Annotated in this window: 26 protein-coding genes; 9 read left to right on the top strand and 17 right to left on the bottom strand. The window is 65.8% G+C overall.

Translation table 11 applies throughout. The annotated features are described in order from the left end of the window. Positions 1 to 104: 104 nt before the first annotated feature. The 3 genes from GO592_RS36780 to GO592_RS36770 form a co-directional block, all read right to left on the bottom strand. Positions 105 to 857: an SOS response-associated peptidase gene (locus GO592_RS36780; protein WP_007298012.1), complete on the bottom strand. Its 753-nt coding sequence runs from the start codon at positions 855 to 857 to the stop codon at positions 105 to 107. A 52-nt stretch (positions 858 to 909) separates the two neighbouring features. Beyond that, positions 910 to 1,257, bottom strand: coding sequence for a histone-like nucleoid-structuring protein Lsr2 (locus GO592_RS36775; protein ID WP_011599299.1), 348 nt, complete (start codon positions 1,255 to 1,257; stop codon positions 910 to 912). A 215-nt stretch (positions 1,258 to 1,472) separates the two neighbouring features. Beyond that, positions 1,473 to 1,865, bottom strand: coding sequence for a hypothetical protein (locus GO592_RS36770; protein WP_007298010.1), 393 nt, complete (start codon positions 1,863 to 1,865; stop codon positions 1,473 to 1,475). A gap of 71 nt (positions 1,866 to 1,936) precedes the next feature. Here GO592_RS36770 and GO592_RS36765 point away from each other — a divergent pair, with 71 nt between their 5' ends. Next, entirely contained in the window at positions 1,937 to 3,079 is a 1,143-nt protein-coding gene (locus tag GO592_RS36765; RefSeq protein ID WP_011599300.1) for an IS701-like element ISRhosp2 family transposase, read from the top strand. 434 nt (positions 3,080 to 3,513) lie between these two features. Here GO592_RS36765 and GO592_RS36760 read toward each other — a convergent pair whose 3' ends face one another. The 11 genes from GO592_RS36760 to GO592_RS36710 form a co-directional block, all read right to left on the bottom strand. Beyond that, complete coding sequence (locus GO592_RS36760; protein ID WP_007296684.1) at positions 3,514 to 4,314, bottom strand: SDR family NAD(P)-dependent oxidoreductase; 801 nt, start codon at positions 4,312 to 4,314, stop codon at positions 3,514 to 3,516. A gap of 25 nt (positions 4,315 to 4,339) precedes the next feature. Next, the gene (locus tag GO592_RS36755) at positions 4,340 to 5,362 is read right to left on the bottom strand and encodes a sugar ABC transporter substrate-binding protein (protein WP_007296683.1); all 1,023 of its coding nucleotides are present in this window, start codon (positions 5,360 to 5,362) and stop codon (positions 4,340 to 4,342) included. After that, entirely contained in the window at positions 5,359 to 6,372 is a 1,014-nt protein-coding gene (locus tag GO592_RS36750) for an ABC transporter permease (protein WP_007296682.1), read from the bottom strand. Before GO592_RS36750 ends, GO592_RS36755 begins: the two co-directional genes overlap by 4 nt. Beyond that, positions 6,369 to 7,367: an ABC transporter permease gene (locus tag GO592_RS36745; RefSeq protein ID WP_007296681.1), complete on the bottom strand. Its 999-nt coding sequence runs from the start codon at positions 7,365 to 7,367 to the stop codon at positions 6,369 to 6,371. Before GO592_RS36745 ends, GO592_RS36750 begins: the two co-directional genes overlap by 4 nt. Continuing rightward, positions 7,360 to 8,913, bottom strand: coding sequence for a sugar ABC transporter ATP-binding protein (locus GO592_RS36740; protein WP_007296680.1), 1,554 nt, complete (start codon positions 8,911 to 8,913; stop codon positions 7,360 to 7,362). Before GO592_RS36740 ends, GO592_RS36745 begins: the two co-directional genes overlap by 8 nt. Before the next feature lie 256 nt (positions 8,914 to 9,169). Continuing rightward, entirely contained in the window at positions 9,170 to 9,952 is a 783-nt protein-coding gene (locus GO592_RS36735; protein ID WP_011599303.1) for an SDR family NAD(P)-dependent oxidoreductase, read from the bottom strand. Positions 9,953 to 10,027: 75 nt separating this feature from the next. Then, positions 10,028 to 10,417, bottom strand: a complete 390-nt coding sequence (locus GO592_RS36730; RefSeq protein ID WP_007296678.1) for a nuclear transport factor 2 family protein — start codon at positions 10,415 to 10,417, stop codon at positions 10,028 to 10,030. Positions 10,418 to 10,466: 49 nt separating this feature from the next. Beyond that, positions 10,467 to 11,543, bottom strand: coding sequence for a maleylacetate reductase (locus tag GO592_RS36725; RefSeq protein WP_007296677.1), 1,077 nt, complete (start codon positions 11,541 to 11,543; stop codon positions 10,467 to 10,469). Next, entirely contained in the window at positions 11,540 to 12,436 is an 897-nt protein-coding gene (locus GO592_RS36720) for an intradiol ring-cleavage dioxygenase (protein WP_007296676.1), read from the bottom strand. Before GO592_RS36720 ends, GO592_RS36725 begins: the two co-directional genes overlap by 4 nt. Positions 12,437 to 12,450: 14 nt before the next feature. Further along, positions 12,451 to 13,176, bottom strand: coding sequence for an SDR family NAD(P)-dependent oxidoreductase (locus tag GO592_RS36715; RefSeq protein ID WP_007296675.1), 726 nt, complete (start codon positions 13,174 to 13,176; stop codon positions 12,451 to 12,453). Between the two features lie 44 nt (positions 13,177 to 13,220). Beyond that, positions 13,221 to 14,072: a sugar phosphate isomerase/epimerase family protein gene (locus GO592_RS36710; protein WP_007296674.1), complete on the bottom strand. Its 852-nt coding sequence runs from the start codon at positions 14,070 to 14,072 to the stop codon at positions 13,221 to 13,223. Positions 14,073 to 14,328: 256 nt separating this feature from the next. On the opposite strand from GO592_RS36710, the gene GO592_RS36705 reads away from it, so the two are divergent. From GO592_RS36705 to GO592_RS36690, 4 genes are all read left to right on the top strand, one after another. Further along, positions 14,329 to 14,979: a helix-turn-helix domain-containing protein gene (locus tag GO592_RS36705; protein WP_007296673.1), complete on the top strand. Its 651-nt coding sequence runs from the start codon at positions 14,329 to 14,331 to the stop codon at positions 14,977 to 14,979. A 167-nt stretch (positions 14,980 to 15,146) separates the two neighbouring features. Then, on the top strand, positions 15,147 to 16,352 hold the full coding sequence (locus GO592_RS36700) for an MFS transporter (protein WP_007296672.1): 1,206 nt from the start codon (positions 15,147 to 15,149) through the stop codon (positions 16,350 to 16,352). A 71-nt stretch (positions 16,353 to 16,423) separates the two neighbouring features. Further along, a complete protein-coding gene (locus GO592_RS36695; RefSeq protein ID WP_011599308.1) occupies positions 16,424 to 16,645 on the top strand; it encodes an antitoxin MazE family protein in 222 nt (73 codons plus the stop codon). Continuing rightward, positions 16,642 to 16,971, top strand: coding sequence for a type II toxin-antitoxin system PemK/MazF family toxin (locus tag GO592_RS36690; RefSeq protein ID WP_007296670.1), 330 nt, complete (start codon positions 16,642 to 16,644; stop codon positions 16,969 to 16,971). The genes GO592_RS36695 and GO592_RS36690 overlap by 4 nt, the downstream gene beginning before the upstream one ends. 148 nt (positions 16,972 to 17,119) lie before the next feature. Here the strand turns inward: GO592_RS36690 and GO592_RS36685 are convergent, their stop codons facing one another. Then, positions 17,120 to 18,001, bottom strand: a complete 882-nt coding sequence (locus GO592_RS36685) for an SDR family oxidoreductase (protein ID WP_011599309.1) — start codon at positions 17,999 to 18,001, stop codon at positions 17,120 to 17,122. Continuing rightward, positions 17,998 to 18,423, bottom strand: coding sequence for a nuclear transport factor 2 family protein (locus tag GO592_RS36680; protein WP_011599310.1), 426 nt, complete (start codon positions 18,421 to 18,423; stop codon positions 17,998 to 18,000). Before GO592_RS36680 ends, GO592_RS36685 begins: the two co-directional genes overlap by 4 nt. Positions 18,424 to 18,485: 62 nt before the next feature. Between GO592_RS36680 and GO592_RS36675 the strand changes: the two genes are divergently transcribed. The 4 genes from GO592_RS36675 (at position 18,486) to GO592_RS36665 (ending at position 21,268) form a co-directional block, all read left to right on the top strand. Next, positions 18,486 to 19,130, top strand: a complete 645-nt coding sequence (locus GO592_RS36675; RefSeq protein ID WP_011599311.1) for a TetR/AcrR family transcriptional regulator — start codon at positions 18,486 to 18,488, stop codon at positions 19,128 to 19,130. A 298-nt stretch (positions 19,131 to 19,428) separates the two neighbouring features. Then, entirely contained in the window at positions 19,429 to 20,019 is a 591-nt protein-coding gene (locus tag GO592_RS46755) for a DUF6226 family protein (RefSeq protein ID WP_007299266.1), read from the top strand. Between the two features lie 89 nt (positions 20,020 to 20,108). Next, a complete protein-coding gene (locus GO592_RS36670) occupies positions 20,109 to 20,624 on the top strand; it encodes a DUF6578 domain-containing protein (RefSeq protein WP_007299267.1) in 516 nt (171 codons plus the stop codon). Next, on the top strand, positions 20,621 to 21,268 hold the full coding sequence (locus GO592_RS36665; protein WP_007299268.1) for a hypothetical protein: 648 nt from the start codon (positions 20,621 to 20,623) through the stop codon (positions 21,266 to 21,268). The genes GO592_RS36670 and GO592_RS36665 overlap by 4 nt, the downstream gene beginning before the upstream one ends. Before the next feature lie 41 nt (positions 21,269 to 21,309). Here the strand turns inward: GO592_RS36665 and GO592_RS36660 are convergent, their stop codons facing one another. Then, positions 21,310 to 21,804, bottom strand: coding sequence for a hypothetical protein (locus GO592_RS36660; protein ID WP_237720526.1), 495 nt, complete (start codon positions 21,802 to 21,804; stop codon positions 21,310 to 21,312). Positions 21,805 to 21,819: the final 15 nt, after the last annotated feature.

Genomic DNA, 21,819 nt, shown 5'->3' with positions numbered 1-21,819 from the left:
GTATGAGCGCCACCGTCAGACTCTTCAACAGCGGTCCATCGGGTGGTATTCCGAAACCGGTGTCCGCCGGCAGTGCGTGGTGTTTGCGCGGGGTCCACCAGTGGTCAGTGGGCGTCCTCGAGAGTGATCGGCTTCAGCAGGTCTTCGCCGTTGTTGCGGACGTTGTTCACGGCCTTGGACACCGGGTAGGTCTCGAGGCTGCCCGGTGCCGGCGGCGCCATCAGCGATCGGATGTAGTCGATATCGGTGTTGGTGGGGTCGAGCCAGTCCGCCCAGTTCTCCGGGGCGACGCTCATGGGCATCCGATCGTGGATATGTCCCACATCGTCGGTGGCGTTGGTCGTGATCACGCAAAATGTGATCAGCCAGGCGTCCGGATCGTCGCCGGGGACGTCGGGGTTGCGCCAGAAGTCGAAGATGCCCGCCAACGGGAGAATGCCGCTCTCGGCCGGGTGGATGTAGTACGGCTGCTTGAGGGGTTTCCCGGACTTGCCGACCTCCTCGGTCGGGAACCACTCGTAGAACCCGGACACCGGGACGATCCCGCGCCGCGACCTGAAACACTGCCTGTACGCGGGCTTTTCGTGCACGGTCTCGGCGCGAGCGTTGATCATGCGTGAGCCGATCTTCGGATCTTTGGCCCAGAACGGTGTCAGGCCCCATTTGAGGTTGCGGAGTTGTCGTTGGGGTTGCTCGTCGTCGGTGTCCTTCGGTACCCGCGCGATCACAACCGGTGAGGTCTTCGTGGGCGCTACGTTGTAGTCCGGCGCCAGCTCCGGGTCGGCCCGTTCAGGGTCGATCTCGAAGGTCTCGAGCAGCGATCCCCGGCTCGTCGTCGATGCGTAGCGACCACACATACCGATAGCCTGCCACGACCGACCACCGCGACGGGGAAGGCGCTGCGCAGGTTCAGTGGGCGTCGTGGAAAGCCTGCTCGATCTCGGTGGGGATACGTCCACGAGAGGACAGTTCGTAGCCCTGCTCGAGTGCCCAGGCGCGGATCTTCGTCGTTTCGCCCGACGGCCGTCTCTCGGCAGTGGGGTTGACCGGTCGGTCCGAGCGGTGCTTGCGGCCGCCGACGCGGGTGGAGTGCGCGATGTAGTACTCGAAGGTCTCTCGGAGTTCCTTCGCGTGCTCGTCCTTCAGGTCGATCACGTACTCGACGCCCTCGACTGCATAATGGATGCTCTCACCGTCCTCACCGAAGGTGGTGCCGTCGATGTCGTCGACCATCTCAACTACAAGCTTGCGTGCCACAGATGTCACTCCTCAGCTCTCCAGTACGGACCAGATAACAGTACTGGCAGTACCAGTAATTTCGTGAAGTCCAGCGTGGACTGTGGGTGCCCATGGGACTACGAGAGCTGTGGCAGCTCGATCAGGCGACGCGAGAACAGTGTTCCACACCCAATTGGCTTCTCGCGGATCGGATTCGCCCGCGTGCCGTGTGAACGAGGCGGAGTCGGGGTCGCTCATCCGACGGCAGCGAACTGCCGGGCAGCGGCGAGCACCTGAGATCCGATGTCGGCGAGTTCCCCCTCGCGCAGCAGCAGCGCCGGTGCCCGATCGTCGAGGATCGGGTTCAGGCCCTGAAACCAGGCCTGCGCCACCGCCGGGGTGTCGCGGTCCGTGATCAACCGGGCGGCACGGTAGGCGATCCGTAGCCGTTCGACATCGGAGGCGTTGCCGATGGTCCGGGTCCCGTCCGCCCACTGCCGCACCGCGCGGGTTTCCTTGACCCGGCCCAGGTAGGCGACCAGCTTGACGCCGAGCAGCTCACGCAGGGCAGTGACCAGCTCCGGCTGACTCATCCGAGCGGCCTCGTTGTACGCGGCGAGATCCGGTCGCGGGTGTGCGGTTGCCATGGGCAGATCCACCTCCTAATACTGCAACGACAGTTTGTGACTAACGGGACTGTTGTGGTAATTGATCTAGGGTGCAGTCAGAGGTGCTGGAGTGGTCAGCGGGGTTCACCGCGTTCTGTGCGCGGTTCGCCCACCGGTTTTCGCGGGTGGAGTCGCGGCGGCGGATGGCCGCGTATGTGCGCGGACTGCTCGGTGAGGTCGAACGTAAGAACGGATGGACACTGGCGGAGGCGGCCGGTGATACGGGCCCGGAGGGCATGCAGCGGCTGCTGAACTTCTACTCCTGGGACTGCGAGGGGCTTCGTGACGACGTGCGTGAGGTCGTGGTCGAGACGATCGGTGACGCCGACAAGGGCGTGTTGATCGTCGACGAGACAGGATTTTTGAAGAAGGGCACCCGCTCGGCCGGGGTGGCCCGGCAGTATTCCGGCACGGCCGGACGTATCGAGAACAGCCAGATCGGGGTGTTTCTCGCCTACGCCTCCGACCGGGGCCGGGCGCTGATCGATCGCGAGTTGTATCTTCCGAGGGCCTGGACCGAGGACCGCGATCGGTGCCGGGCTGCCGGGATCGGCGACGAGGTGGCTTTCGCGACGAAACCCGAACTGGCGCAGATGATGATCGAACGGGCTCTCGATGCCGGGGTGCCGTTCGGGTGGTTTACCGGTGACGAGGCCTACGGGCAGGTCGGCAAGCTCCGGCTGTGGCTCGAATCCCGTGGTGTGGCCCATGTTCTCGCCGTTCCGAAGTCGCAGATGGTGATCTCGATGGAGTTGCGCCAGCGCCGCGCCCACGCCGTGATCGCCGACCTGCCGGCGACCGCGTGGCAGCGGATCAACTGCGGCGACGGCGCCCACGGACCCAGGCTCTACGACTGGGCGGTCGTCGACATTCGGCCACTGCGCGAACGGGGTAGCGGCCACTGGCTGCTGGCCCGCCGGTCGATCACCGACCCCGACGAGATTGCCTACTACATCTGCTATGGCCCCGCCGACACCGAACCCGCCGAGCTGGTCCGGGTAGCTGGCAGTCGCTGGGCGATCGAGGAGTGCTTCCAGACCACCAAGAACGAGACCGGACTCGATCACTACCAGGTGCGCGGGTACCCGGCCTGGTACCGGCACATCACCTTGTCGATGGCCGCGGCTGCCTTCCTGACCATCCTGCGCCGCGGCGCTCAAAAAGGGGATCTGAAACCGGTACCCGAGATCTAATACCTCTGACAATCAACGAGATCCGGCGATTGTTCAACCGCGTCGCCTGCCCAGTCCAACACGCCCTCGTCCACGTCTGGCACTGGTCGAACTGGCGCCGCGCCAGCCAGGCCAGAGCCCGCGCCAGCCACTACAAACATCGACATCACAAACTGTCGTTGCAGTACTAATCCCAAGGTAAAACACAAACATCCCCGCCATTGTTCAACTCGACCCACTGCGCGCGCAGCAAGCGAGGAACCCGACCGGGCACGCCGTCCCCGCGCCTGCGGTCGGCCATCCTGCCGGCGATCGGTGATGCGATGGCTCCGGCGGCTCCGGCGAGGGTTTCACTCTGGCGATCTCGGAGCCACAGACGGCAATTGTCGGAGCCAGCCATCGACCTGCCGGTGTTCGGACAGGCCCCCGATTCGGCGCGCGGTTGTGCGCTGCGGTCAGGTGATGCTGCGGAATGATCCGCCGTCGACGCCGTACACCGAGGAGGTGACGTACGAGGCGAGGTCGGAGGCGAGGAAGACCACCACGTTGGCCACTTCCTCCGGAGTTCCGATGCGTTGCAGAGGAAGTCCACGATGTTTCATCTCGACGTCGATGGACTCGTCGCGGTGCACGCCGTGGACGGCGGCGAAGGTGTCGGCGAGGCCGCCCTCCGTCAACCACATCGGCGAGAGGATCGGCCCGGGTGCGACCGCGTTGACGCGCACGATCGGTCCCTCGCTGATGGCGAGTGAGCTGGTGAACGACAGGATGGCTGCCTTGGACGCGGCGTAGTCCGGTCCGGCGGCGATCGGCTGGCGGCCCAGGTCCGAGGCGTTGTTGACGATGACACCGCGTCCGGCGGCCCGCATGGCCGGCAGCACGTGGGTGGCGGCGCGGACCTGGCTGAGGAAGTTCAGTTCGAGGGTGGAGACCCAGTCGGTGTCGGTGAGGCTGTCGAAGGTTCCCAGGCTGCCGGCGCCGACGTTGTTGAACAATACGTCTACCCGGCCGTCGTAGGGGGCGAGGACCTCGTCGAGGCTGCTGGTCACCCCCGTCTCGGTGCTCAGATCGGCTACGGCGCAGTGCACCTCGGTGACCTGCTCGAGTTCCTTGGCGAGGATGTCGAGGCCGTGCCGGTCGTGGTCGAGCAGGGCGAGGCGGGCGTTTTCCGCGGCGAAGGCGCGTGCGGATGCGGCTCCGATTCCGGAGCCGGCGCCGGTGATGACGACGACCTTGTCCCCTAGTCCGGTTTCCATCGTGATTCCTCTCGGGCGTGGGGCGTTAGTTGGTGGCGGGTTCGGAGTACCCCTCGGGCAGGCAGCCGTTGGGGGTGAACTCGTCGAGGTTGTCCTTGGTGACCACCGGCAGCGGCATGTAGCTGACCGGCGGCACGTCCTTGCCGGCGAGGACGTCCATCATGGTGGTCAGGGCGTGGGTGGAGTCCCAGCACGGTGACTGGAACAGGGTGGTCGACATGGAGCCGTTCTCGAGCAGGGACCGGGCGACCGGGGCGTAGTTGTGGCCGAGGAGTTTGACCTGTCCGGCCATCCCCGCGGCGTCGAGGGCTTGGGCGGCGCCGGAGGCTATGATGTCGTCGGGGGTGACGAGGGCATCGATCTGGTTGCCGAATCGGCTGATCAGTGCGCTCGCTGCAGTCTGGGCCTGGTTCTTGTCGAAGTTGCCCGGCTGGGAGCCGAGGAGCTTGACGTCGGGGTGGTTGGCCATCTCGCGTTCGAGGCCGATCTGACGGTTGATCGCGGCCGCGTTGCCCGGGGTGCCGCCGATGTAGACGTAGGTTCCCTTGCTGCCGAGCAGCTTCGCGAGTTCCTTGCCCTGGAGTTCGCCGATTCGTTGGTCGTTCGGTCCGGTGAACGCGTGGTAGAGGCTGGTGTCGAGATCCTCGGGGGGCTGGGAGTTGCTGATGTCGACCGGAATTCCGGCGCGTTGGGCCTGGATCAGCATCGGCTGTTCGGCGCCGTAGAGCGCGGGCCAGATGACGATGCCGTCGACCTTCTTGGCGATCGCGATCTTCATCTGCGACGCCTGCACCGAGGCGTCGTAGTTCGAGTTCATCACGAAGGCGTTGACGTGGTGTTCTTCGGCTGCCTTCCGCAGGGACGAGACGTAGTTGCGGCCGTACTCGTGGTTGCGGTCCATCGGCACGAGGAAGGCGATCGTCGGCCAGTCCTCGTTGTCGGTTGCCGCGCCGGGAGCGCCGCATCCGGCGCCGGCCAGCGCGGTGGCCGCGCAGACGGCGATCGCGAGTGCGGCCCGGTGGAACAGAGAATTCTTGTGCGCCATCATTGTGCCTTTCCTGCTGCGACGGCTGTGTGGTCCGAGGATGCACCCGTGAGGGGACCGAGCAGCGACGGCAGCCGCAGGGCCCGCACCCCTTCCTTGGTCAAGACGATCGCGGCGAACAGGATCGCGCCGATGGCGATGCTTTCGACGCTCGAGTCCAGCCCGCTCATCTGCAGGCCGATGCTGATGCCGCCGAGTGCGATCGCCCCGATGACGGCGCCGATCACGCTGGCGCGGCCACCGGACAGGCTGGCGCCGCCGACGACGGCGGCCGCGATGGCCAGCAGCATCACCGTCGATCCCAGGGTGGGTGAGGCGGCGACCAGGTTGAGGGTGTCGACGACACCGGCGAGGCCGGCGACGCCGCTGCAGATGGTGAAGGCGAGGATTTTGCGGGTGTCGATCGAGATGCCGCCCGACGCCGCGGCTTCGGCGTTGCCGCCGATGATGTAGAGCTCACGGCCGGTACGCATCTTGGTCATGAAGAACGACAGGGCGGCGGTCGCGGCAACGGCGATGACGATGTCCGGGGTGATCTGCCCGATCAGCGGGACGCTGAATTCCAGGGCCCGGGTGGCGTCCTGCAGTGGCACCGGGGCGCCGTCGGTGATCGCCAGGGCGAGGCCTTGCAGGGTGATCAGCATGCCGAGGGTGGTGATGAAGGAGTTGATGCCGACCTTGACGACCAGGAGACCGTTGATCAGCCCCACTACCGCACCGGTGATCAGCGCGAGGGGGATCGAGACGGCGAGGTTGCCGGAGACCTGCGCGGTGACGGCCGCGGTGACGGCCATGGTCGATCCGACGCTGAGGTCGATCTCGCCGAGGACGAGGACCGGGACCAGCGCGATCGCCACCAGCCACACGTCGACGATGCGGGACAGGGCGATGCCGTAGGAGCCGAGGGCGGTCGGCTGGACCGCGAGCAGCACCACGACGACCAGGGCCAGCAGGATCACCGCCCGGAATGCGGTCCAGCTCTTGAACTGGGTCAGAAGAGTGTGGCCGTTCACTTGAGACCTCCACGTCGGCGCAGGATGGCGTCCGCCGCGAGGGTCGCGACGATGATGAAGCCCTGCACGAACTGTTGCCATTGGAACGGCAACCCGGCCAGGGACAGCACACTGAGCAGCACCTGGACGAACGCGACACCCAGGACGGTGCCCAGGATCGACCCGCGGCCGCCGAAGAGGCTGGTGCCACCGATGACGACGGCGGCGAGGGCGTTGAAGTCGTAGCCGGCGGACATCGTCGAGACGGCACTCGAGCTGTAGCCGGCCAGCGCCATGCCCGCCGCGGCGGCCCCGAGCGAGGAGACGGCGAAGGTGAGGGTGAGGGTGCGGGTGGTGTTCAGCCCGGCGATCCGGGCGGCACCGCGGTTGGTGCCGGTGGCCCGCAGCGAGTACCCGAAGCTGGTGGCGGAGAGCAGGTTGTGGGCGAGCACGGCCACGACGGCGAAGATCAGGAACACCACCGGAATGCCGGCGACGGAAGCGTTGCCGATCCACGACAACAGCGTGGTGTTTCCGGAGTACTGGGCGCCGCCGGTGATGTAGTTGAGCACGCCCATGCCGGCGGTGGCGGTGGCCAGGGTGACGATGACTCCGTTGCCGCGCATCAGTCCGGCGCCGATACCGTTGACGATCACGAACACCAGGCACGCCAGGATCGCGGCCGGTGCGGCCACGGCGATGCCGTGCGGGCTCAACGCGATCACGACGATGGCGGCGAGGGCGATTTGCGGCACCACCGACAGATCGATGATCAGGCCCGAGACGACCACGAACGTCATTGCCAGTGCGACGAATCCGAGGAAGGCGCTGTTACGCAGCAGCGTGCCGAGGTTCTGTGCGGACCAGAAACCGTCGAGTCCGACCGCGGCGAACAGCAGTAATGCGATCAGCGCCCCGGTGACCACGATGGCGGTGGGGTTCTCATCGAATTTGCGCCGCAGGGGCGGCACGTAGGGTGCGACCCTCCCTGCCGGCGCGATCTGGGTGTCAGACATGTGCGGCTTCCTTGCGTTGGTGCGTGGTGTCGTGATGGGTGCCGAGCCGGACGATGGCCTGTTGGTCGGCCTCGGTGGCGGACAGTTCGCCGGTGATCGTGCCGTCGCGCAGGACCGCGATTCGGTCCGACAGCGACAGCAGCTCCTCGAGGTCGGAGGAGACGACGATGACGGCGGTGCCTTTCGCGGTCAGGTTGCGGACCAGTTCGTGGATTTCGGCCTTGGCGCCGACGTCGACGCCGGCGGTGGGCTCGTCCAGGACGAACAGTCGCGGGTTGGTGGGTAGCCACCGGCCGAAAGCGACCTTCTGTTGGTTGCCGCCGCTGAGCAGTTTCACGGTGGCGGAGGTGTTGGCGGGGCGCAGGTTGACCTCGCCGGCGAGGCCGGTGGCCATCTTTTTCAGTGCCTTGGTGCGGATCTGTCCGAACCGGCTCAGCGCGGTCAGCGAGGGCAGCGCCAGGTTCTCGCGCACCGAGCGGGCCAGCAGCACCCCTTCGGTGCGGCGGTCTTCCGGGACGAAGGCGACCCCGGACCGGACCGCGGAGCGGTAGGAACTGATGGTGCGGCGGTGGCCGTCGTAGCGGAGGGTGACCGATCCGCGGGAGCGGGGTTCGAGGCCGAGGATGGCCCGGACCAGTTCGCTGCGGCCCGAGCCCATCAGACCGCCGAGACCGAGGACCTCGCCGGCACGGACCTCGAGGCTGGTGCCGAATACCCCCGGTGCCCAGAGGTTGTCGACGGACAGCACCACCTCACCGAATGAGTTCGTCTTCTCTTCCCGCTCGTGTTGTTCCTGGTCGAGCAGTTTCTGCCCGACCATGCTCTCGACCAGTCGATCGGTGGTGGTTTCGGCGAGGTCGAGGTGTTCGACCAGGCGGCCGTCGCGGAGCACGGTGGCGCGGCTGCACAGTTCGAAGATCTCCCGCAGCCGGTGCGAGATGTACACGATGGTCACACCCTGATTGCGCAGGGACTCGAGCAGTTCGAGCAGCTGGTCGGTTTCTTGGGGTGTCAGGGAGGCGGTGGGCTCGTCGAGGATGAGGATCTGCGGGTCCAGGCGCAACGCCTTGGCGATCTCGACGAACTGTTGCAGGGTCGTCGGCAGCTGACCGACGAGGGTGTCGGGGTCGATGTTCACGCCCAGCCGCGCGCACAGTGCGGCGGCGATCGAGCGCATGGCTTTGCGGTCGACGAGTCCGTGTTTGGTGGGAGTGGTTCCGACGCAGATGTTTTCGGCGACGGTCAGGTCCGGGCACAGGCTCAGTTCCTGATGGACCAGTGCGATGCCGGCGGCCTTGGACGCTACGGTTCCCCCGGACAGCGGTTGTCCGGAGACCAGTACCTGACCCTCGTTGGGGGAGTAGAGGCCGGCGAGCACCTTCATCAGTGTGGATTTGCCGGCGCCGTTTGCGCCGACGATGGCGTGGCAGGTACCGGAGTCGATGCGGATGCTCACGTCTTTGAGCGCGTGCACACCGCCGAAGTGCTTGCTGACCCCGGTCGCCTCGATGGCGGCGGGTGACGAAGCGGGGATCTGTGAGGTCACGGGGGCTCCTGATACAGGCTGGGAAATAACGCGGTACTGCGGGGCTCGGGGGTGGAGACGCCCCAGACGGCTTTTCATCGTTACTTAACCGTGTGATGCCAACCATACCATTTAGTTCAGCGTGACTGTCAACACTAAGGGACTTCAGAGTTATTCGGGGAAAGATTTACCGTGGCTGAATGCAGACGCGGTGGTAATCGATCGGGTGAATCCGATCGGTTACCACCGCGGTGTCTGCGCCGAGGCGGCCGGAGGTCTAGAAGAAGACCTGCTCGCCGCCGGTGAGGTTGAGAGCGGAACCGGTGGTGAACGAGGCCTCGTCGGAGGCCAGCCAGGCGACCATCCGGCCCACGTCCTCGAGAGTGCCGAAACGTCCCGTGGGGATTTTGGCGTCGAGGTAGTCCTGCAGCTTCTGCTCGAGCGTAATTCCCTCGCTCTGAGCGATTTCCGCGAACGACTTCTCCATCATCTCGGTGTGCATGCAGCCGGGGCAGATGGCGTTGACGGTGATGTTGTAGGGCGCCAGTTCCAGCCCGAGGGCCTGCGTCATCAAGATGACGGCCGCCTTCGATGCGGAGTAGACGCCCTCGTTGGGGCGGGCGAGTTTGCCGAGCTGGGAGGCGGTGTTGATGATCCGCCCCGACTTTTGCTCTTTCATCACCCGGGCGGCCGCACGGGATCCGTTGAAGACGCCGCCGATGTTGACGTCCATGGTGCGGCGGAAGTCGTCGTCGGTGACGTCGGCGATTGCACCGTAGGTGTAAATGCCGGCGTTGTTGACCATGATGTCCAGGCGCCCGTGCGTCTCGACAGTGGAACCGACCAACTCGTCCACCGACGCCGCGCTGGACACGTCGACCTTGGCGGAGCTGCTCTTCGGGCTGCCGGCGGACTGCAGCGTGGTGGCGGTGTCCTCGGCGCTGTGCAGGTCGGCGCAGACGACGGTGGCCCCGCGTGCGGCGAGTTCGACGGCGATGCCCTCACCGAGTCCGCGGCTGGCTCCGGTGACGATGGCGATCTTGTTCTCGAGGGTGGACATGGGGAATCCAATCTGGTGTTCGGGTGGGGTGAACTCCGCCGGCACACCGGTGCACGGGGGTCGGGTGAGGGGGATTTACGCGGTGGGCACCGGGGTGGGCTGGTAGGCGAGGAATCGCCAGCCCGCATCATCGGTGTACTTCCACACGGCCAGGCAGCGGTTACGCAGCTTCTTCTCGCGTCCGTCGGCGGTGATGCTGGCGTTCATCTCACCGATGACGAGCGCGACGTCGTCGACGATCCGGATGAACTCGATCGGGTGGTCGATGTCGTGATAGACGTAGTAGCCCGACCGCACCTTGTCGAGGTAGGAGTCGAGGCTGTCCGTGTCGCCGGAGGAGTGCGAGTAGGCCAGGTCGGGGTGGCTGAGCTCGGCGAACCGGGCCAGGTCCTGCTCGACGATCGCCCGGTACCGGGCGTTTTCGAGGTCCCGGATGGTGGTCGTCGCGTCGTGGGTAGCTGTCACGTCGGCTCCTGGGCTGTTCAGGGTGGGTGAGGGTGGGTGTCGTACCGGGTCATCGGCGGGTGGGACGATCGCCGCGCAGAGCCTGGCCGAGGAGGTGGCGCAGCCCGTCCTCGGTGACCGGGGTCGGGTTCGAGTAGGGGTTGGACAGGACCTCGTCGATGACGGCAGGGAGTTGGGTTTCGCGTACGCCCAGTTCTTCGAGCGAGTGCGGGATCTGCAGCTGCTGCTCGAGTTCCCACAACGCGGTCGACGGGTCACCATCGGTGCCCAGGGCCCGCTGCAGGGCGGCCCGCGCTGCCGGGGCGTGGGATTCGTTGTAGCCCAGCACATGGGGCAGCACGATCGCGTGCGTCTGGGCGTGCGGCAGGTCGAGGGATCCACCGAGGACGTGGCAGAGCTTGTGGTGCAGCGACATCGTGGTCGCCCCGAGGCAGGCGCCGCACAGCCATGCCCCGTAGAGGGCTTTCGACCGGGCGTCGAGATCGTTGCCGTCGGCGACCACCGCCGGCAGCGATTCGGCGAAGGCGCGTACTCCCTCTTCGGCCATCAGCGAGATGATCGGTGAGGCGTCCGGGGCATAGAGCGCCTCGACGGCATGCGCGACCGCGTTCAGACCGCTGGCGGCCGAGATCTCCGCCGGCAGCGTGGCGGTCAGCTGTGGGTCGTAGATGACGCTCTGCGGCAGCACCTTCGCGTCGCGCCCGGTCTGCTTGCGCCCGTCGCGGGTCAGGCCCCAGATCGGGGTCATCTCCGATCCGGCGTAGGTGGTGGGGATCGCGATGATCGGTAGCCCGTGTTCGAGGGCGATCGCCTTGCCGAGGCCGATCGAGGAACCACCGCCGATCACCACGCAGCTGTCCGCGCCGAGCTTGCGGGCCCGGTCCCGGGCGCGGTCCGCGGTCTCGACCGGCACGTGCATGCGGGCCTGGTCGAAGATGCCGGCACCGCGGTCACCGAGGTGATCCATGACGAGATCGGCCAGATGCTTCTGCTCGGGGGTGCACAGCACCAGCGCCCGGCTCAGCCCGAGTCGGTCGAGTTCCTCCCCGATCTTGGTCACCGCGCCGACCTCGAAGCTCACCCGCATCGGCAGGGCCTGATAGTGGAAGGAGCTGGTGAAGGTCACAGTCCGGCCTCCTCTCGTACCTCGGTTTCGAGCAGGGTCACATCGAAATGGACCGTGCGGAAAGGATTGTCGAACCCGAGCTGGCGGGCCCGTTCCGGGTCGTCGACGACCGGGAACTCCCGGATCAGGCTTTCCTTGACCCCGAACACGACATCGGAGTCGATGTAGGGGGTGCCGTCGACGAACAGGTGGGTGGTGACCGGTTCGTGGCCGGGCGCGGTGACGATGAAATGCACGTGCGCCGGCCGGTTGGGATGGCGTCCGGTGATCGCCAGCAGCTCCCCTACCGGTCCGTCGTCGGGGATGGGGTAGTACCGGGGAACGATCGAGCGGAACCAGAACTTGCCCTCGTCGTCGGTGGTGAACAACCCACGCAAGTTCAGTTCCGGCTGGATGCCGGGTTGCTGGACGTCGTAGAAGCCGTCGGCGTTGGCCTGCCACACGTCCACGCTCGCCCCGGCCAAGGGGGTGCCGTCCGCGCTGCGGACCTGTCCGGTCACCAGGCACGGCTCACCCCCGTCGTCGAGGGCGATGGTGTCGCCGAGCTCGCGCGGCGGGGAGTCGACCATGTGGAACGGGCCCAGAACGGTCTGCTCGGTGGCGTGATCGAGGGCGCGGTGGTTGATCGTCTCGACCAGCATCGATACCCCGAGGACATCGGAGAGCAGGATGAATTCCTGACGCACGTCGTTGCAGGTGTGCCCGGTGCGGGTGAGGAACTCGATGCCCTTCTCCCACTCGGACTCGGTGAGCTGGACGTCCTTGACGAAGTCGTGCAGGTGCTCGATCAGGGAGGTCAGAATCTGCCGCAGCCGGGGATCGGTGTCGGCTCCGAGGCTGTCGATCACCACCTCGGCTGAGCGGCCTTCGGTGAACAGTCCACGATCGGTCATCGGTTCAACTCCTTTCACGGTGCGGTGTAGCCGCCGTCGACCGGCAGTTCGATTCCGGTGACGTAACTGGCCTCGTCGCTGGCGAGGAACAGTGCCCCATAGGCGATTTCGCGGGGATTGGCGGCACGCTTCATCGGGGTGGCGGCGATCACGTCGGCGGTGATCGCCTCGTCCTGAGCGTCGATCATCGGGGTGCTGGCCAGACCCGGGTGCAGGGAGTTGACCCGGATGCCGTCGTCGACGTACGACAGGGCGGCGTTCTTGCTCATCATCCGCACCGCGGCCTTACTGGCCTGGTAGGCCGAGACTCCGGCGGCGCCGACGATGCCCCAGATCGACGAGACGTTGACGATCGAGCCGGCGTGCTGGGCCTGCATCGTCGGCAGGACCGAGCGCATGCCGTAAAAGACCCCGGTCTGGTTGACCGCGATGATTTTGTGCCAGTCGTTGAGGTCGATCTTGGCGATCGCCTCGTAGGAGCCGACGAGGCCGGCGTTGTTGACCTGGATGTCGATCCGCCCGTGCTGGGCGACCACCGAGTCGACGAGCCCCTGCCAGCTGTCGAGCTGGGTGACGTCGAGGGGGGTGAAGGTGATGTTCGGGTGATCGAACGGTTCCGGCTCGCGCAGGTCGCCGACCACCACCCTCGCGCCTTCCTCGGCGAACAGTTCCGCCGTGGCGCGGCCGATACCGCGGGCTCCGCCGGTGACGATAGCTACCTTCTGATCCAACCGCGCCATTGCGATGTCCTCTTCTTTCGGTATTCGATCGGTATCCGGCCAGGTCAGCGCAGGTACTTCATCGACGCTTCATAGGCGGCGGGAACGGCCTCGCCGATCGGGAGCTTGCGGTACTCGGCGGACAGGATCTCCACGCCGTAGATTCCGTCGTAGCCGGTCTTACCGATGGCGTCGACGAAGCCTTGGACGTCGAGTTCGCCCTCACCGGGAAGCCGGCGACCGTTGAAGGTGTCGGCGATGAGGTCACCTTCGAACGTCAATGGAGCATCGTCGAGTTCGACGTCGAAGATGTACTTCGCCGGGATGTCGGCAAGAGTGTCGAAGTCGACGCCGGCGCGGGCGACGTGCCAAATGTCGATCAACAACCCGCCAGCAGGATGATCGGCCTTGGCGATGAACTCGAGTGCCTGCTGCGGGGTCTTGACGTTCACGAACGGCATCGGCTCGAACACCACCGTGGTACCCGCGTTTGCAGCGTCGGTGCAGAGCTTCACGAACTCGGCCGCCATGTAGTCCGCATCAAATTCACCACCGCTGAAGTCGCCGCCGACCTTGATGTGGCGGGCGCCGAGGGCCTCGGCGGCCCGGAACATGTTCGCGCGAATCTCGTCCGCGGCCGCCCGGCGCTCGTCGGTGAGAAACCAATTCTCCAGAAACTCGAGCTCAAGGTGAGCGATGCCGTTGTCGGCGAGCATGGTCTTGACGGTGGGGAACCCGTACTGCTGCTCGGCGTCGAGAAGATCCAGGTAACCAATGCCCACGCCGGTGAATCCGGCCTTCGCGGCAACCTCGATGCGCTCCTGGAAGCTGTGCGGACTGCGATCGTTCTCCGCGTTGCCGGCGTCGGCGTCACCAGCGGTCGTCCACGTTCCCGCGATCAATTCGATCTTGCTCACTATCAAATCTTCCTTCCAGAGGGGGTTGGGTGGGTTGCATCCTGCGGCGTAGCGCAGGTTCATCACGATGCCAGACCGACCAACTCGATAATTCATCCTGGCTTAAATCTGTGACTCCAATCATGCAAGTCGTGTAGTGTGAATGTCAACATCGGGCGATGAACTGCGGTGTTGCACCACCGCCGGAGTTAAGCCAGAGTGGATATCGAGCGTCAGACACACAGAACGGGGCACAGTGGTGGAAGAGGAAATCGGCGTGGCCTTGAAGCGGGCCCGCCTGGACAAGAAACTGTCACTGCGCCAGGTCGCCGATCAGCTCGGCATCTCCACCAGCCTGCTCTCGCAGGTGGAGAACGGAAAAACCCAGCCGTCGGTGAAAACGCTCTTCGGTCTCGCGACCGTGCTCGAGGTCTCCCTCGACAAAATCCTTTCCGGTCGCAGCGGACTCGACATCGAGCTCCCCGCGGACCGCGACGCCGCGGCCGGTATCCAACGCGCCGCAGACAATCCCGTCCTCGAGATGGAAAACGGGGTCACCTGGCAGCGGCTGGCCACCGGCGGTCGTACCGAGATCGAACCGCTCTACGTCACCTACGAGGTCGGTGCCTCCAGCTCGGTCGACGGCAAACAGATGCGCCACGACGGAGCCGAGTTCGCGTACATCCTCGAAGGCACGCTGCGGCTCCGGCTCGACTTCGACGAACACGATCTGGGCCCCGGCGACTCGTTCTGCTTCGACTCGAGCCGACCACACCTGTTCTACAACCCGGGCACGGTACCCGCCCGCGGCGTCTGGTTCGTCTTCGACACCGCGACCCACACCGCCGACGTCAAATCGCTGCTCGACGCGATGCGAACGGCCAACGGAAGCGGCCAGGGCCGCACCCATCTGCCTATGTTCAGGTAACCCCACCAAGAGCCTGTCCCCCACCCCCGGCGACCTCCGCCGATCGCGCTGCCTGCCGGTGAGTCACCTGCACCGACCTGAGTGCCTTCTAGATGCGTAGTGCGCGCACCACACCGTGAATAACTGTCCGACGGCGTGCACACTTGTCGCTGCCGAGAGGAATCTCGATGTCCCGAGCCGATACCACCCCGGCCACCGAGACCCGTACGGCCATGCCGACCTGGCTCGTGCTGCTGATCGCAACCGCCTGCGCAGTGGTGGTCGCCAATCTCTACTACTCACAGCCTTTGATCGGCGAGATCAGCGCATCTCTGGGCCTACCTGCCCAGTCAGCGGGGCTGATCGTCACCCTCACCCAGATCGGCTACGGCGTAGGACTTCTCCTCGTCGTACCCCTCGGTGATCTCTACGAGAACCGCACCCTGGTAACGGTCCTGCTGGCCGCCGAAACGGTGGTCCTCATCGCAGCGGCCCTCGTCACGGCGCCGATTGCCTTCCTGGTGATCTCCGCACTCATCGGGCTCGCCGCGGTCGCAGTCCAGGTGTTGGTTCCCTTCACCTCGCACTATGCCCCCGAACACCAGCGCGGCCGGATCATCGGCACGGTCATGGGCGGCCTCACCATCGGAATCATGCTGGCCCGCCCTGCCGCGAGCCTCATTACCAGCGTGTGGTCCTGGCGGGCCATCTACGTCCTGTCCGCCCTCCTCGTCGTGATGATCGGCGCCGCGATCCGATTCACGATGCCCGCCCGGCGCCCCGAACACACCGCGGGCTACCGCGCACTGCTGGCATCCCTACCTCGCCTCGTGCGCGACATCCCGGTCCTGCGCCGCCGCGCGCTCTACCACGCCTGCCTGTTCGGGGCGTTCAGCCTCTTCTGGACCGCCGTTCCGCTGCTGCTGACCAGCGACGCGTTCGGAATGTCCCAGAGCGGAGTCGCACTGTTCGCCCTCGTCGGAGCCGCCGGAGCCATCGCATCACCGATCGCCGGCAGAATGGCCGACCGCCACCGAACCCGATCATGGACGCGGATCGCCATCGGCTGCGTCCTGATTGCACTGCTGGCCGCGGCCCTCGCCCCCGCCGGATCCGCCCTCGGGCTCTCAATCCTCGTCGGTGCGGCAATTCTGCTCGACTTCGGCGTCATGACCAATGTAGTGCTCGGACAACGCGCCATCTACAGCCTCGGACCCCAACTACGTGCCCGCCTCAACGGCCTCTACATGGCCATATTCTTCGTCGGGGGCGGAGTCGGCTCAGCACTCGGCGGATTCGTCTACGCCCACCACGGATGGACAGCCGCCGCACTGACCGGGGCCGTCCTGCCCGTCCTCGCCCTCGGATACTTCCTCACCGAGCGACACGACTAACACCCGGATGACGATCGGCCAGCGGACGCACGTCTGTTGTCGACTGAACCCGTTACATGTAACATTGGCGGATGGCGAGCACACGAGAGCGGGTACGCGAGCATCGCCGGCGGTTGCGCGAGCAGGGCCTGCGGCCTGTTCAGATCTGGGTGCCCGACGTACGGGCTCCGGAGTTTGTCGCGGAAGCTCACCGCCAGTCGGCTGCCGTCGCGGCGAGCGAGCATGAAGCCGATGACCAGGCATTCGTTGATGCCATCTCAGTCGATTGGGATGAGGCGGAGCCCGGCGAGTGAGGCGGGGCGACATCTACATCGCTGCTGCGCGTGGCGCCTACACCGGCAAGCCGAGACCCGTGGTCATCGTCCAGGACAATCGGTTCGACTCGACCGCTTCGGTAACGGTGTGCCCGTTGACGACCAATCCCGTCGAGGCGCCACTTGTCCGGATCGCCGTGCAGCCGACCGACACCACCGGAATCGAAAAGCCAAGTCAAATCATGGTCGACAAGGTCACGACGATGCCGCGGGCAAATGTACGCGACCGCCTCGGCCAACTCGCCGATGCCGATCTGGTTCGGCTGGACCGCGCACTTGTGGTATTTCTCGGGCTTGCCGATTGAGCCGGCTCGCTCGGCGGAGCGATGCCGCAAGCGGTTCTGCTTCCGGAACGCCCGCCAGTCCACACGTTCGCCTGAGGGAGGGCGTTGTTGTCGATTGCGAGGGGTGTTTGTCTCTGGTTGGCAAATTCGGCTGGCTCCGCGGTGGGGGCTACGGGCTGAGTGCTGCTGCGATGTTTGTGGCCGGGAGTTGCGGGTATCGGTCGTGCAGCGGTGACGAGTCGAATGTCATGTCGGCCGTGTCCATGTAGAGGGCGAGTTCGGCGAGTCGCGCCTGTGCGGTCGGCCAGAGGTGACCGGTCGCAGCGAGCGCGCGCAACACGAGTCGGGGAACATGCCGGGCGCGGACAGCATTGTCGCCGATCCGATTTCCGAGGATTTTCGTAAGTTCGCCGAATGTGAGGTTTCGGGGCCCGCCGATCTCGAACAGTTGGCCACGGGTGCTGGCGTCGAGTGCGACCAGTTCGATCAGCGCGGCGACATCGTCAATGGCAACGAAGTTGATCGGATTATCGCCGCGACCGAAGAGGACCGGCCGGCCGGATCGACCGGCGGACTGCGCGAGAAGGTCGAGGTACAGCTCGGCGAATGCGGTCGACCGGACGATCGTCCACGGGACGCCACTGGTTTGCAGGTAGTGCTCGGCGACCGCCTTCATCCGGAACAAGCCGATCGGATGGTTGGCAGTCGTGCCGATTGCGGAGACGAGAACAAACTCGGCACCTGCGGCGCGTGCGGCGTCGACAAGGTTGATGATGCCGTCGCGGTCCACCGCCGCCGGGTTCACCCGGCCCGGGCCGATCAGTCCGTGCACCGCCGAGATGACGAGGTCCACCCCGTCAACAGCCGGCCGCAGTGATGGCGCATCACGGACGTCACCGGTCACGGTCTGTACACGTTCGGCGGCGAGGCCGGTCGCTGCGGCGCTTGCGGGATCGCGGGTCAGAACGCGGACCTGGTGTCCGCGCGCGGCGAGCCGGTGCACGACCAGCGAGCCGAGGCGGCCGGTGCCCCCGGCGACGAGGATGATCATCGGGCACCGACTTGCGCGTGGACGGTGGGCTCGACTCCGACGGGCGAGTCATCGACCGGTTCGAGGTAAAAGCGACTCCATTTCGCGCGACCGTCGTCGACACCGAACACGATCACTCCGCGCATCAGATGCGGGTGCCCATCGCGGCGGGTGCCGACCATCTCCCACTCACCCCAGATGGTGTCGCCGTCGACCGCCCAGCGCAGCACCCTGGCCCGTAAATCGGGCACGCCGCCGAAAATTTCCGTCCAGTTGCGTCGCACCTGCTCGCTGCCGGTGAATCCGCGCGCCGGATGCGCCGGCGTCTCGTTGAGATAGTCCGACGCGAAGCAGTCCACTACTGCGTCGAGATCATGTGCGTTGACCGCGTTTTCGAGTCGGCGGAGCATCGCCAGGGTGGGGTCGGGCTCAGGTGTCGGCATCTCGCACTCCGTCAAATTTTAGATACAGTGTGGTGTATCCAATATGAGGAGTATCCGCCCCGATGACCGACCCAGTCAAGACTCCGCGACGCTACGACGCCAGCCTCCGACGCAGCCGGGCGCGGATGCGCCAGCAGAAGGTGCTCGACGTCGCGCGGGAGATGTTTCTGCGTGATGGCTACGCCGCCACGACCGTGGCGGCGATCGCCACCGCAGCGGACGTCTCGGTCGAGACGATCTACAAGACGTTCGGTGGCAAACCCGGCCTGATCCGCGAGATCCAGGCCGCGGCACTGACCGGGACCGGCCCCGTGCCGGCTCCGCAGCGTTCCGACCATATGTCGGCCTCCGAGCCCGACCCCGAGGTCGTGCTTCGGAATTGGGCAACCCTGGCCACCGAGGTTGCACCTGCGGTGACGCCGATCATCGGGCTCGTCCGCGCCGCCGCAGCGACCGATCCGGATATGGCCTCACTGCTCGACGACATCAATACCCAACGCCTCGCCCGGATGACGCACAACGCGCGACGTCTCCGCAGCCACCTGCCGCCGACGATCTCGCTCGAACATGCCCGCGACGTGCTGTTCACCTACACCGCGCCCGAAATCTACGAGCTACTCGTCCTCGCCCGACATTGGAGCGTGGAACAGTACGCCGAGTTCATCTATCGCGGCATGGCCGCACAGTTGCTGCCCCCGCCCGACTGACGGACATCTCCACTCCCACCATTGACACCGAACCCAAACCGGGCTCCGCACCTGCAGGCGACAGGGGGTTCACCGACCCAGTGGTCCGCCGGGAGCTCGGGGTCGGGCTCCAAGAATCCGCCCGGACAAAGATCCACTTCCGGAACGCGTCGGTGACGGTTCCCCTGAGACGCCGGGTTCCGACGCCTAAGGGTTCCTACTCGATCTGTGCCAGGTAATTGCGTTGCCGCTGATCTGAGTTGCCGAGGACGATGGACCTACTGGCAGCGAATGCCGCAATCGGCACAGGAACGGAGCGGTGGTGGAAGATCCACCGGCAGAGGCATACGGGCGGGTGACGAACCCGGAACGGTTCGCCCCGCTGCTTCCGGCTGCCGAGGATCTGATCGCCGACCTGGAGCGCCGGTTCGATGTCAGTGTCGCCCGTGGTCCCGCGCCGCCGTCGGAGTCGGCGACAGTCGAGTTGGTGGAGTTGGTGGAGATCACTCCTATTCGCGTAGACCAGGCGCCGTTGGCGATCACCTTCACTTCGTTTCCTGGTCTGTATCTCGACGCGGGCGCATGGGCGCACATCGCGCTTCCCGCGTGCGGGTGTGACGCGTGTGATGAGTCCGCGGAGGACGTCTTGCGGGAGTTGGCCGAGTATTCCGAGGCGCTGACTGCCGGGCAGCTGTCCGAACGGATCACCGGTAGATTCCGGCCGATCCTTGAGCATTCCTGGGACGGCGAAGGCTGGGTTCGGAGCGGCACAAGACGAGACTGTCCGCGGCACAGGCCGCTGAGCTGCGTGCCAGACCGGTGCAGCCGCCGACAGATGGGCGCTGGCGGCCGTGGTCCCTCCGATCCTGAGCACGCGGTGGCGGCTCCGACACCGGTTGCCGATCCTTGACCGGATGCCTGTTGGTCCGTGATAGTGGTCGGAGGTGACCCCGAGTCCGCGGCGTTCGTGCCGCGGTTCCCGAGTACTCGGGGCCTGACATGCACAGGTTCACCGAACCGACCCCAGTCCCCACACGCGTCGACCTCATCTCCGTGTTCGTGGAGAACTGGGAGATCGAATGCTGCGGTATCCCTCCCGTAGTCGGATACGACACGTGTGCATTGACCTTCATCGAGTCGGCATCCGAACGAGGGAGGTCCCTGCCTGACGATGCCCGCTGGAGCCGACGGACCCACCTCATCACTGCCGGCGGGATCGAGGCCTACTGGCCAACCACCGACGCACCGCAGGTAGACGCCGTGTTCGGCTACTTCTCCGGCACCCGTCACGGGCCGACCGTGCCCGATGGAATACACCCCACGACGGGACTCGTTGTGGACCTACAGTTGGAAATCGCCGAATACCAGCAGACCGCCTGCCAGTGGCAACCGATCCCCGACGCGAGGCTGCTGCGGCGCATCCACGCGAGTCCCAAGTGGTTCGCCAACAACCTCGACACCACCGGATGCATCGAGACCGGGGTCCTCATGGAGCTGGCGGTGATGCGCCCATGAGGAATCGACTCGCCGATCCACGACGCCAACACGTCATCGGTGCCGTCAGCCAGCTTGTGGACGGCATCGCCCGCCAGGATCGATGGACGATCGCACGGCGATCCACCGGGCGACTACTCGACCAACTGCTCTCGCACAGCGGCGATCCCGCATTCACTTACCGGAGTGGGAGCTACAGCCTGGGCGTGGACGGTGCTCCCGTTGCGGTGGTCGAGGACGACGACACCGCCGTGGTGCTCGGGGGCGTCTGCTCATCAACTGGGCGCGACCCGATACCCGTTGCCGCCGTACTGGTGGCCTCGACCGCGGCGCCGCGCACCTGGCTCGTCGCGTCGCTGGACATCGCCACTGCCGTCCACAACGACTTTCAACGCGCGATCCAGCACGGACGGTTCTCCGAGACGATCGACGCCGACATCATCGCCCGACACAGTCCCCTCGACACGAGGGCCGCCGCGATCGACTGGGACGACCCCACCGTCGTACTACGCAAGAGCTCGAACGGGACGACCACGGTGGCGGACGCCCTCAGCGAGTTGGCCGAGTGGGACCAGCGAGCGTGGACGTGGATCGCCGACGAATGTCCGACGTTCGGCGGACTCTATCTCCGTGCCCGCCACCCCGAACTCGTCCGCCAATACTGACCGGTGACGGATCCTCGATCGGTGAAAGGGATCGCGGGCACTCAGGACAACGAACGATCCCAACTGACTGACTCGAACAGATCCCGCATGCAGTGTTCCTGGCTGTCACGGGTGCCGGGATCGGACACCCACGTCTTGTACAAACCCGGAGCAGCGCGGTTGATCTGCACCTCCCGCGAGTTGTACGCATCATCCGCAGGCAGCGGGCCCACGCCCGCAATCTGCCCAGCACAAAGAGCCGGGTGAAGCAGGCCGTCCGTCACACGGGAAGACAGGAGCCGCACCCAGACGTTCATGCCGGCCTCCCGCCGGTCCATCCGCGGCGCCCCGAGAGGATCGAGAATCGCCCATCGACGTTCGGCACGGTTCTCATGGGTAAGACCCGACGTCGCCTCGAGAACGATTCGACCGACTCGGGTATCGAGACCATGGGCGAACTCGGTTTGCTCCCGTGCGATGGCTTTGCTGAAGTACTCGAGTTGGTCCAACCCGGATCGTGGCCCGCCTTCTCTGAGTGGGTAGCCGGACAGATCCATCAGGAGGTTGTCGAC

The organism is Rhodococcus sp. 21391 (assembly GCF_016772255.1).
GTDB classification, from domain to species: Bacteria; Actinomycetota; Actinomycetes; order Mycobacteriales; family Mycobacteriaceae; genus Rhodococcus_F; species Rhodococcus_F opacus.
The sequence above is the reverse complement of the archived record's forward strand: the minus strand, read 5'-3'. Positions and strand labels throughout refer to the sequence as shown.

Excerpts from the sequence above, each read along its gene's own strand:
- GO592_RS36780 (WP_007298012.1), bottom strand. The coding sequence starts at position 857 with ATGTGTGGTCGCTACGCATCGACGACGAGCCGGGGATCGCTGCTCGAG.
- GO592_RS36770 (WP_007298010.1), bottom strand. The coding sequence starts at position 1,865 with ATGGCAACCGCACACCCGCGACCGGATCTCGCCGCGTACAACGAGGCC.
- GO592_RS36760 (WP_007296684.1), bottom strand. The coding sequence starts at position 4,314 with ATGGAAACCGGACTAGGGGACAAGGTCGTCGTCATCACCGGCGCCGGC.
- GO592_RS36755 (WP_007296683.1), bottom strand. The coding sequence starts at position 5,362 with ATGATGGCGCACAAGAATTCTCTGTTCCACCGGGCCGCACTCGCGATC.
- GO592_RS36745 (WP_007296681.1), bottom strand. The coding sequence starts at position 7,367 with ATGTCTGACACCCAGATCGCGCCGGCAGGGAGGGTCGCACCCTACGTG.
- GO592_RS36735 (WP_011599303.1), bottom strand. The coding sequence starts at position 9,952 with ATGTCCACCCTCGAGAACAAGATCGCCATCGTCACCGGAGCCAGCCGC.
- GO592_RS36720 (WP_007296676.1), bottom strand. The coding sequence starts at position 12,436 with ATGACCGATCGTGGACTGTTCACCGAAGGCCGCTCAGCCGAGGTGGTG.
- GO592_RS36715 (WP_007296675.1), bottom strand. The coding sequence starts at position 13,176 with ATGGCGCGGTTGGATCAGAAGGTAGCTATCGTCACCGGCGGAGCCCGC.
- GO592_RS36700 (WP_007296672.1), top strand. The coding sequence starts at position 15,147 with ATGTCCCGAGCCGATACCACCCCGGCCACCGAGACCCGTACGGCCATG.
- GO592_RS36695 (WP_011599308.1), top strand. The coding sequence starts at position 16,424 with ATGGCGAGCACACGAGAGCGGGTACGCGAGCATCGCCGGCGGTTGCGC.
- GO592_RS36685 (WP_011599309.1), bottom strand. The coding sequence starts at position 18,001 with ATGATCATCCTCGTCGCCGGGGGCACCGGCCGCCTCGGCTCGCTGGTC.
- GO592_RS36680 (WP_011599310.1), bottom strand. The coding sequence starts at position 18,423 with ATGCCGACACCTGAGCCCGACCCCACCCTGGCGATGCTCCGCCGACTC.
- GO592_RS36675 (WP_011599311.1), top strand. The coding sequence starts at position 18,486 with ATGACCGACCCAGTCAAGACTCCGCGACGCTACGACGCCAGCCTCCGA.
- GO592_RS36670 (WP_007299267.1), top strand. The coding sequence starts at position 20,109 with ATGCACAGGTTCACCGAACCGACCCCAGTCCCCACACGCGTCGACCTC.
- GO592_RS36665 (WP_007299268.1), top strand. The coding sequence starts at position 20,621 with ATGAGGAATCGACTCGCCGATCCACGACGCCAACACGTCATCGGTGCC.
- GO592_RS36660 (WP_237720526.1), bottom strand. The coding sequence starts at position 21,804 with ATGGATCTGTCCGGCTACCCACTCAGAGAAGGCGGGCCACGATCCGGG.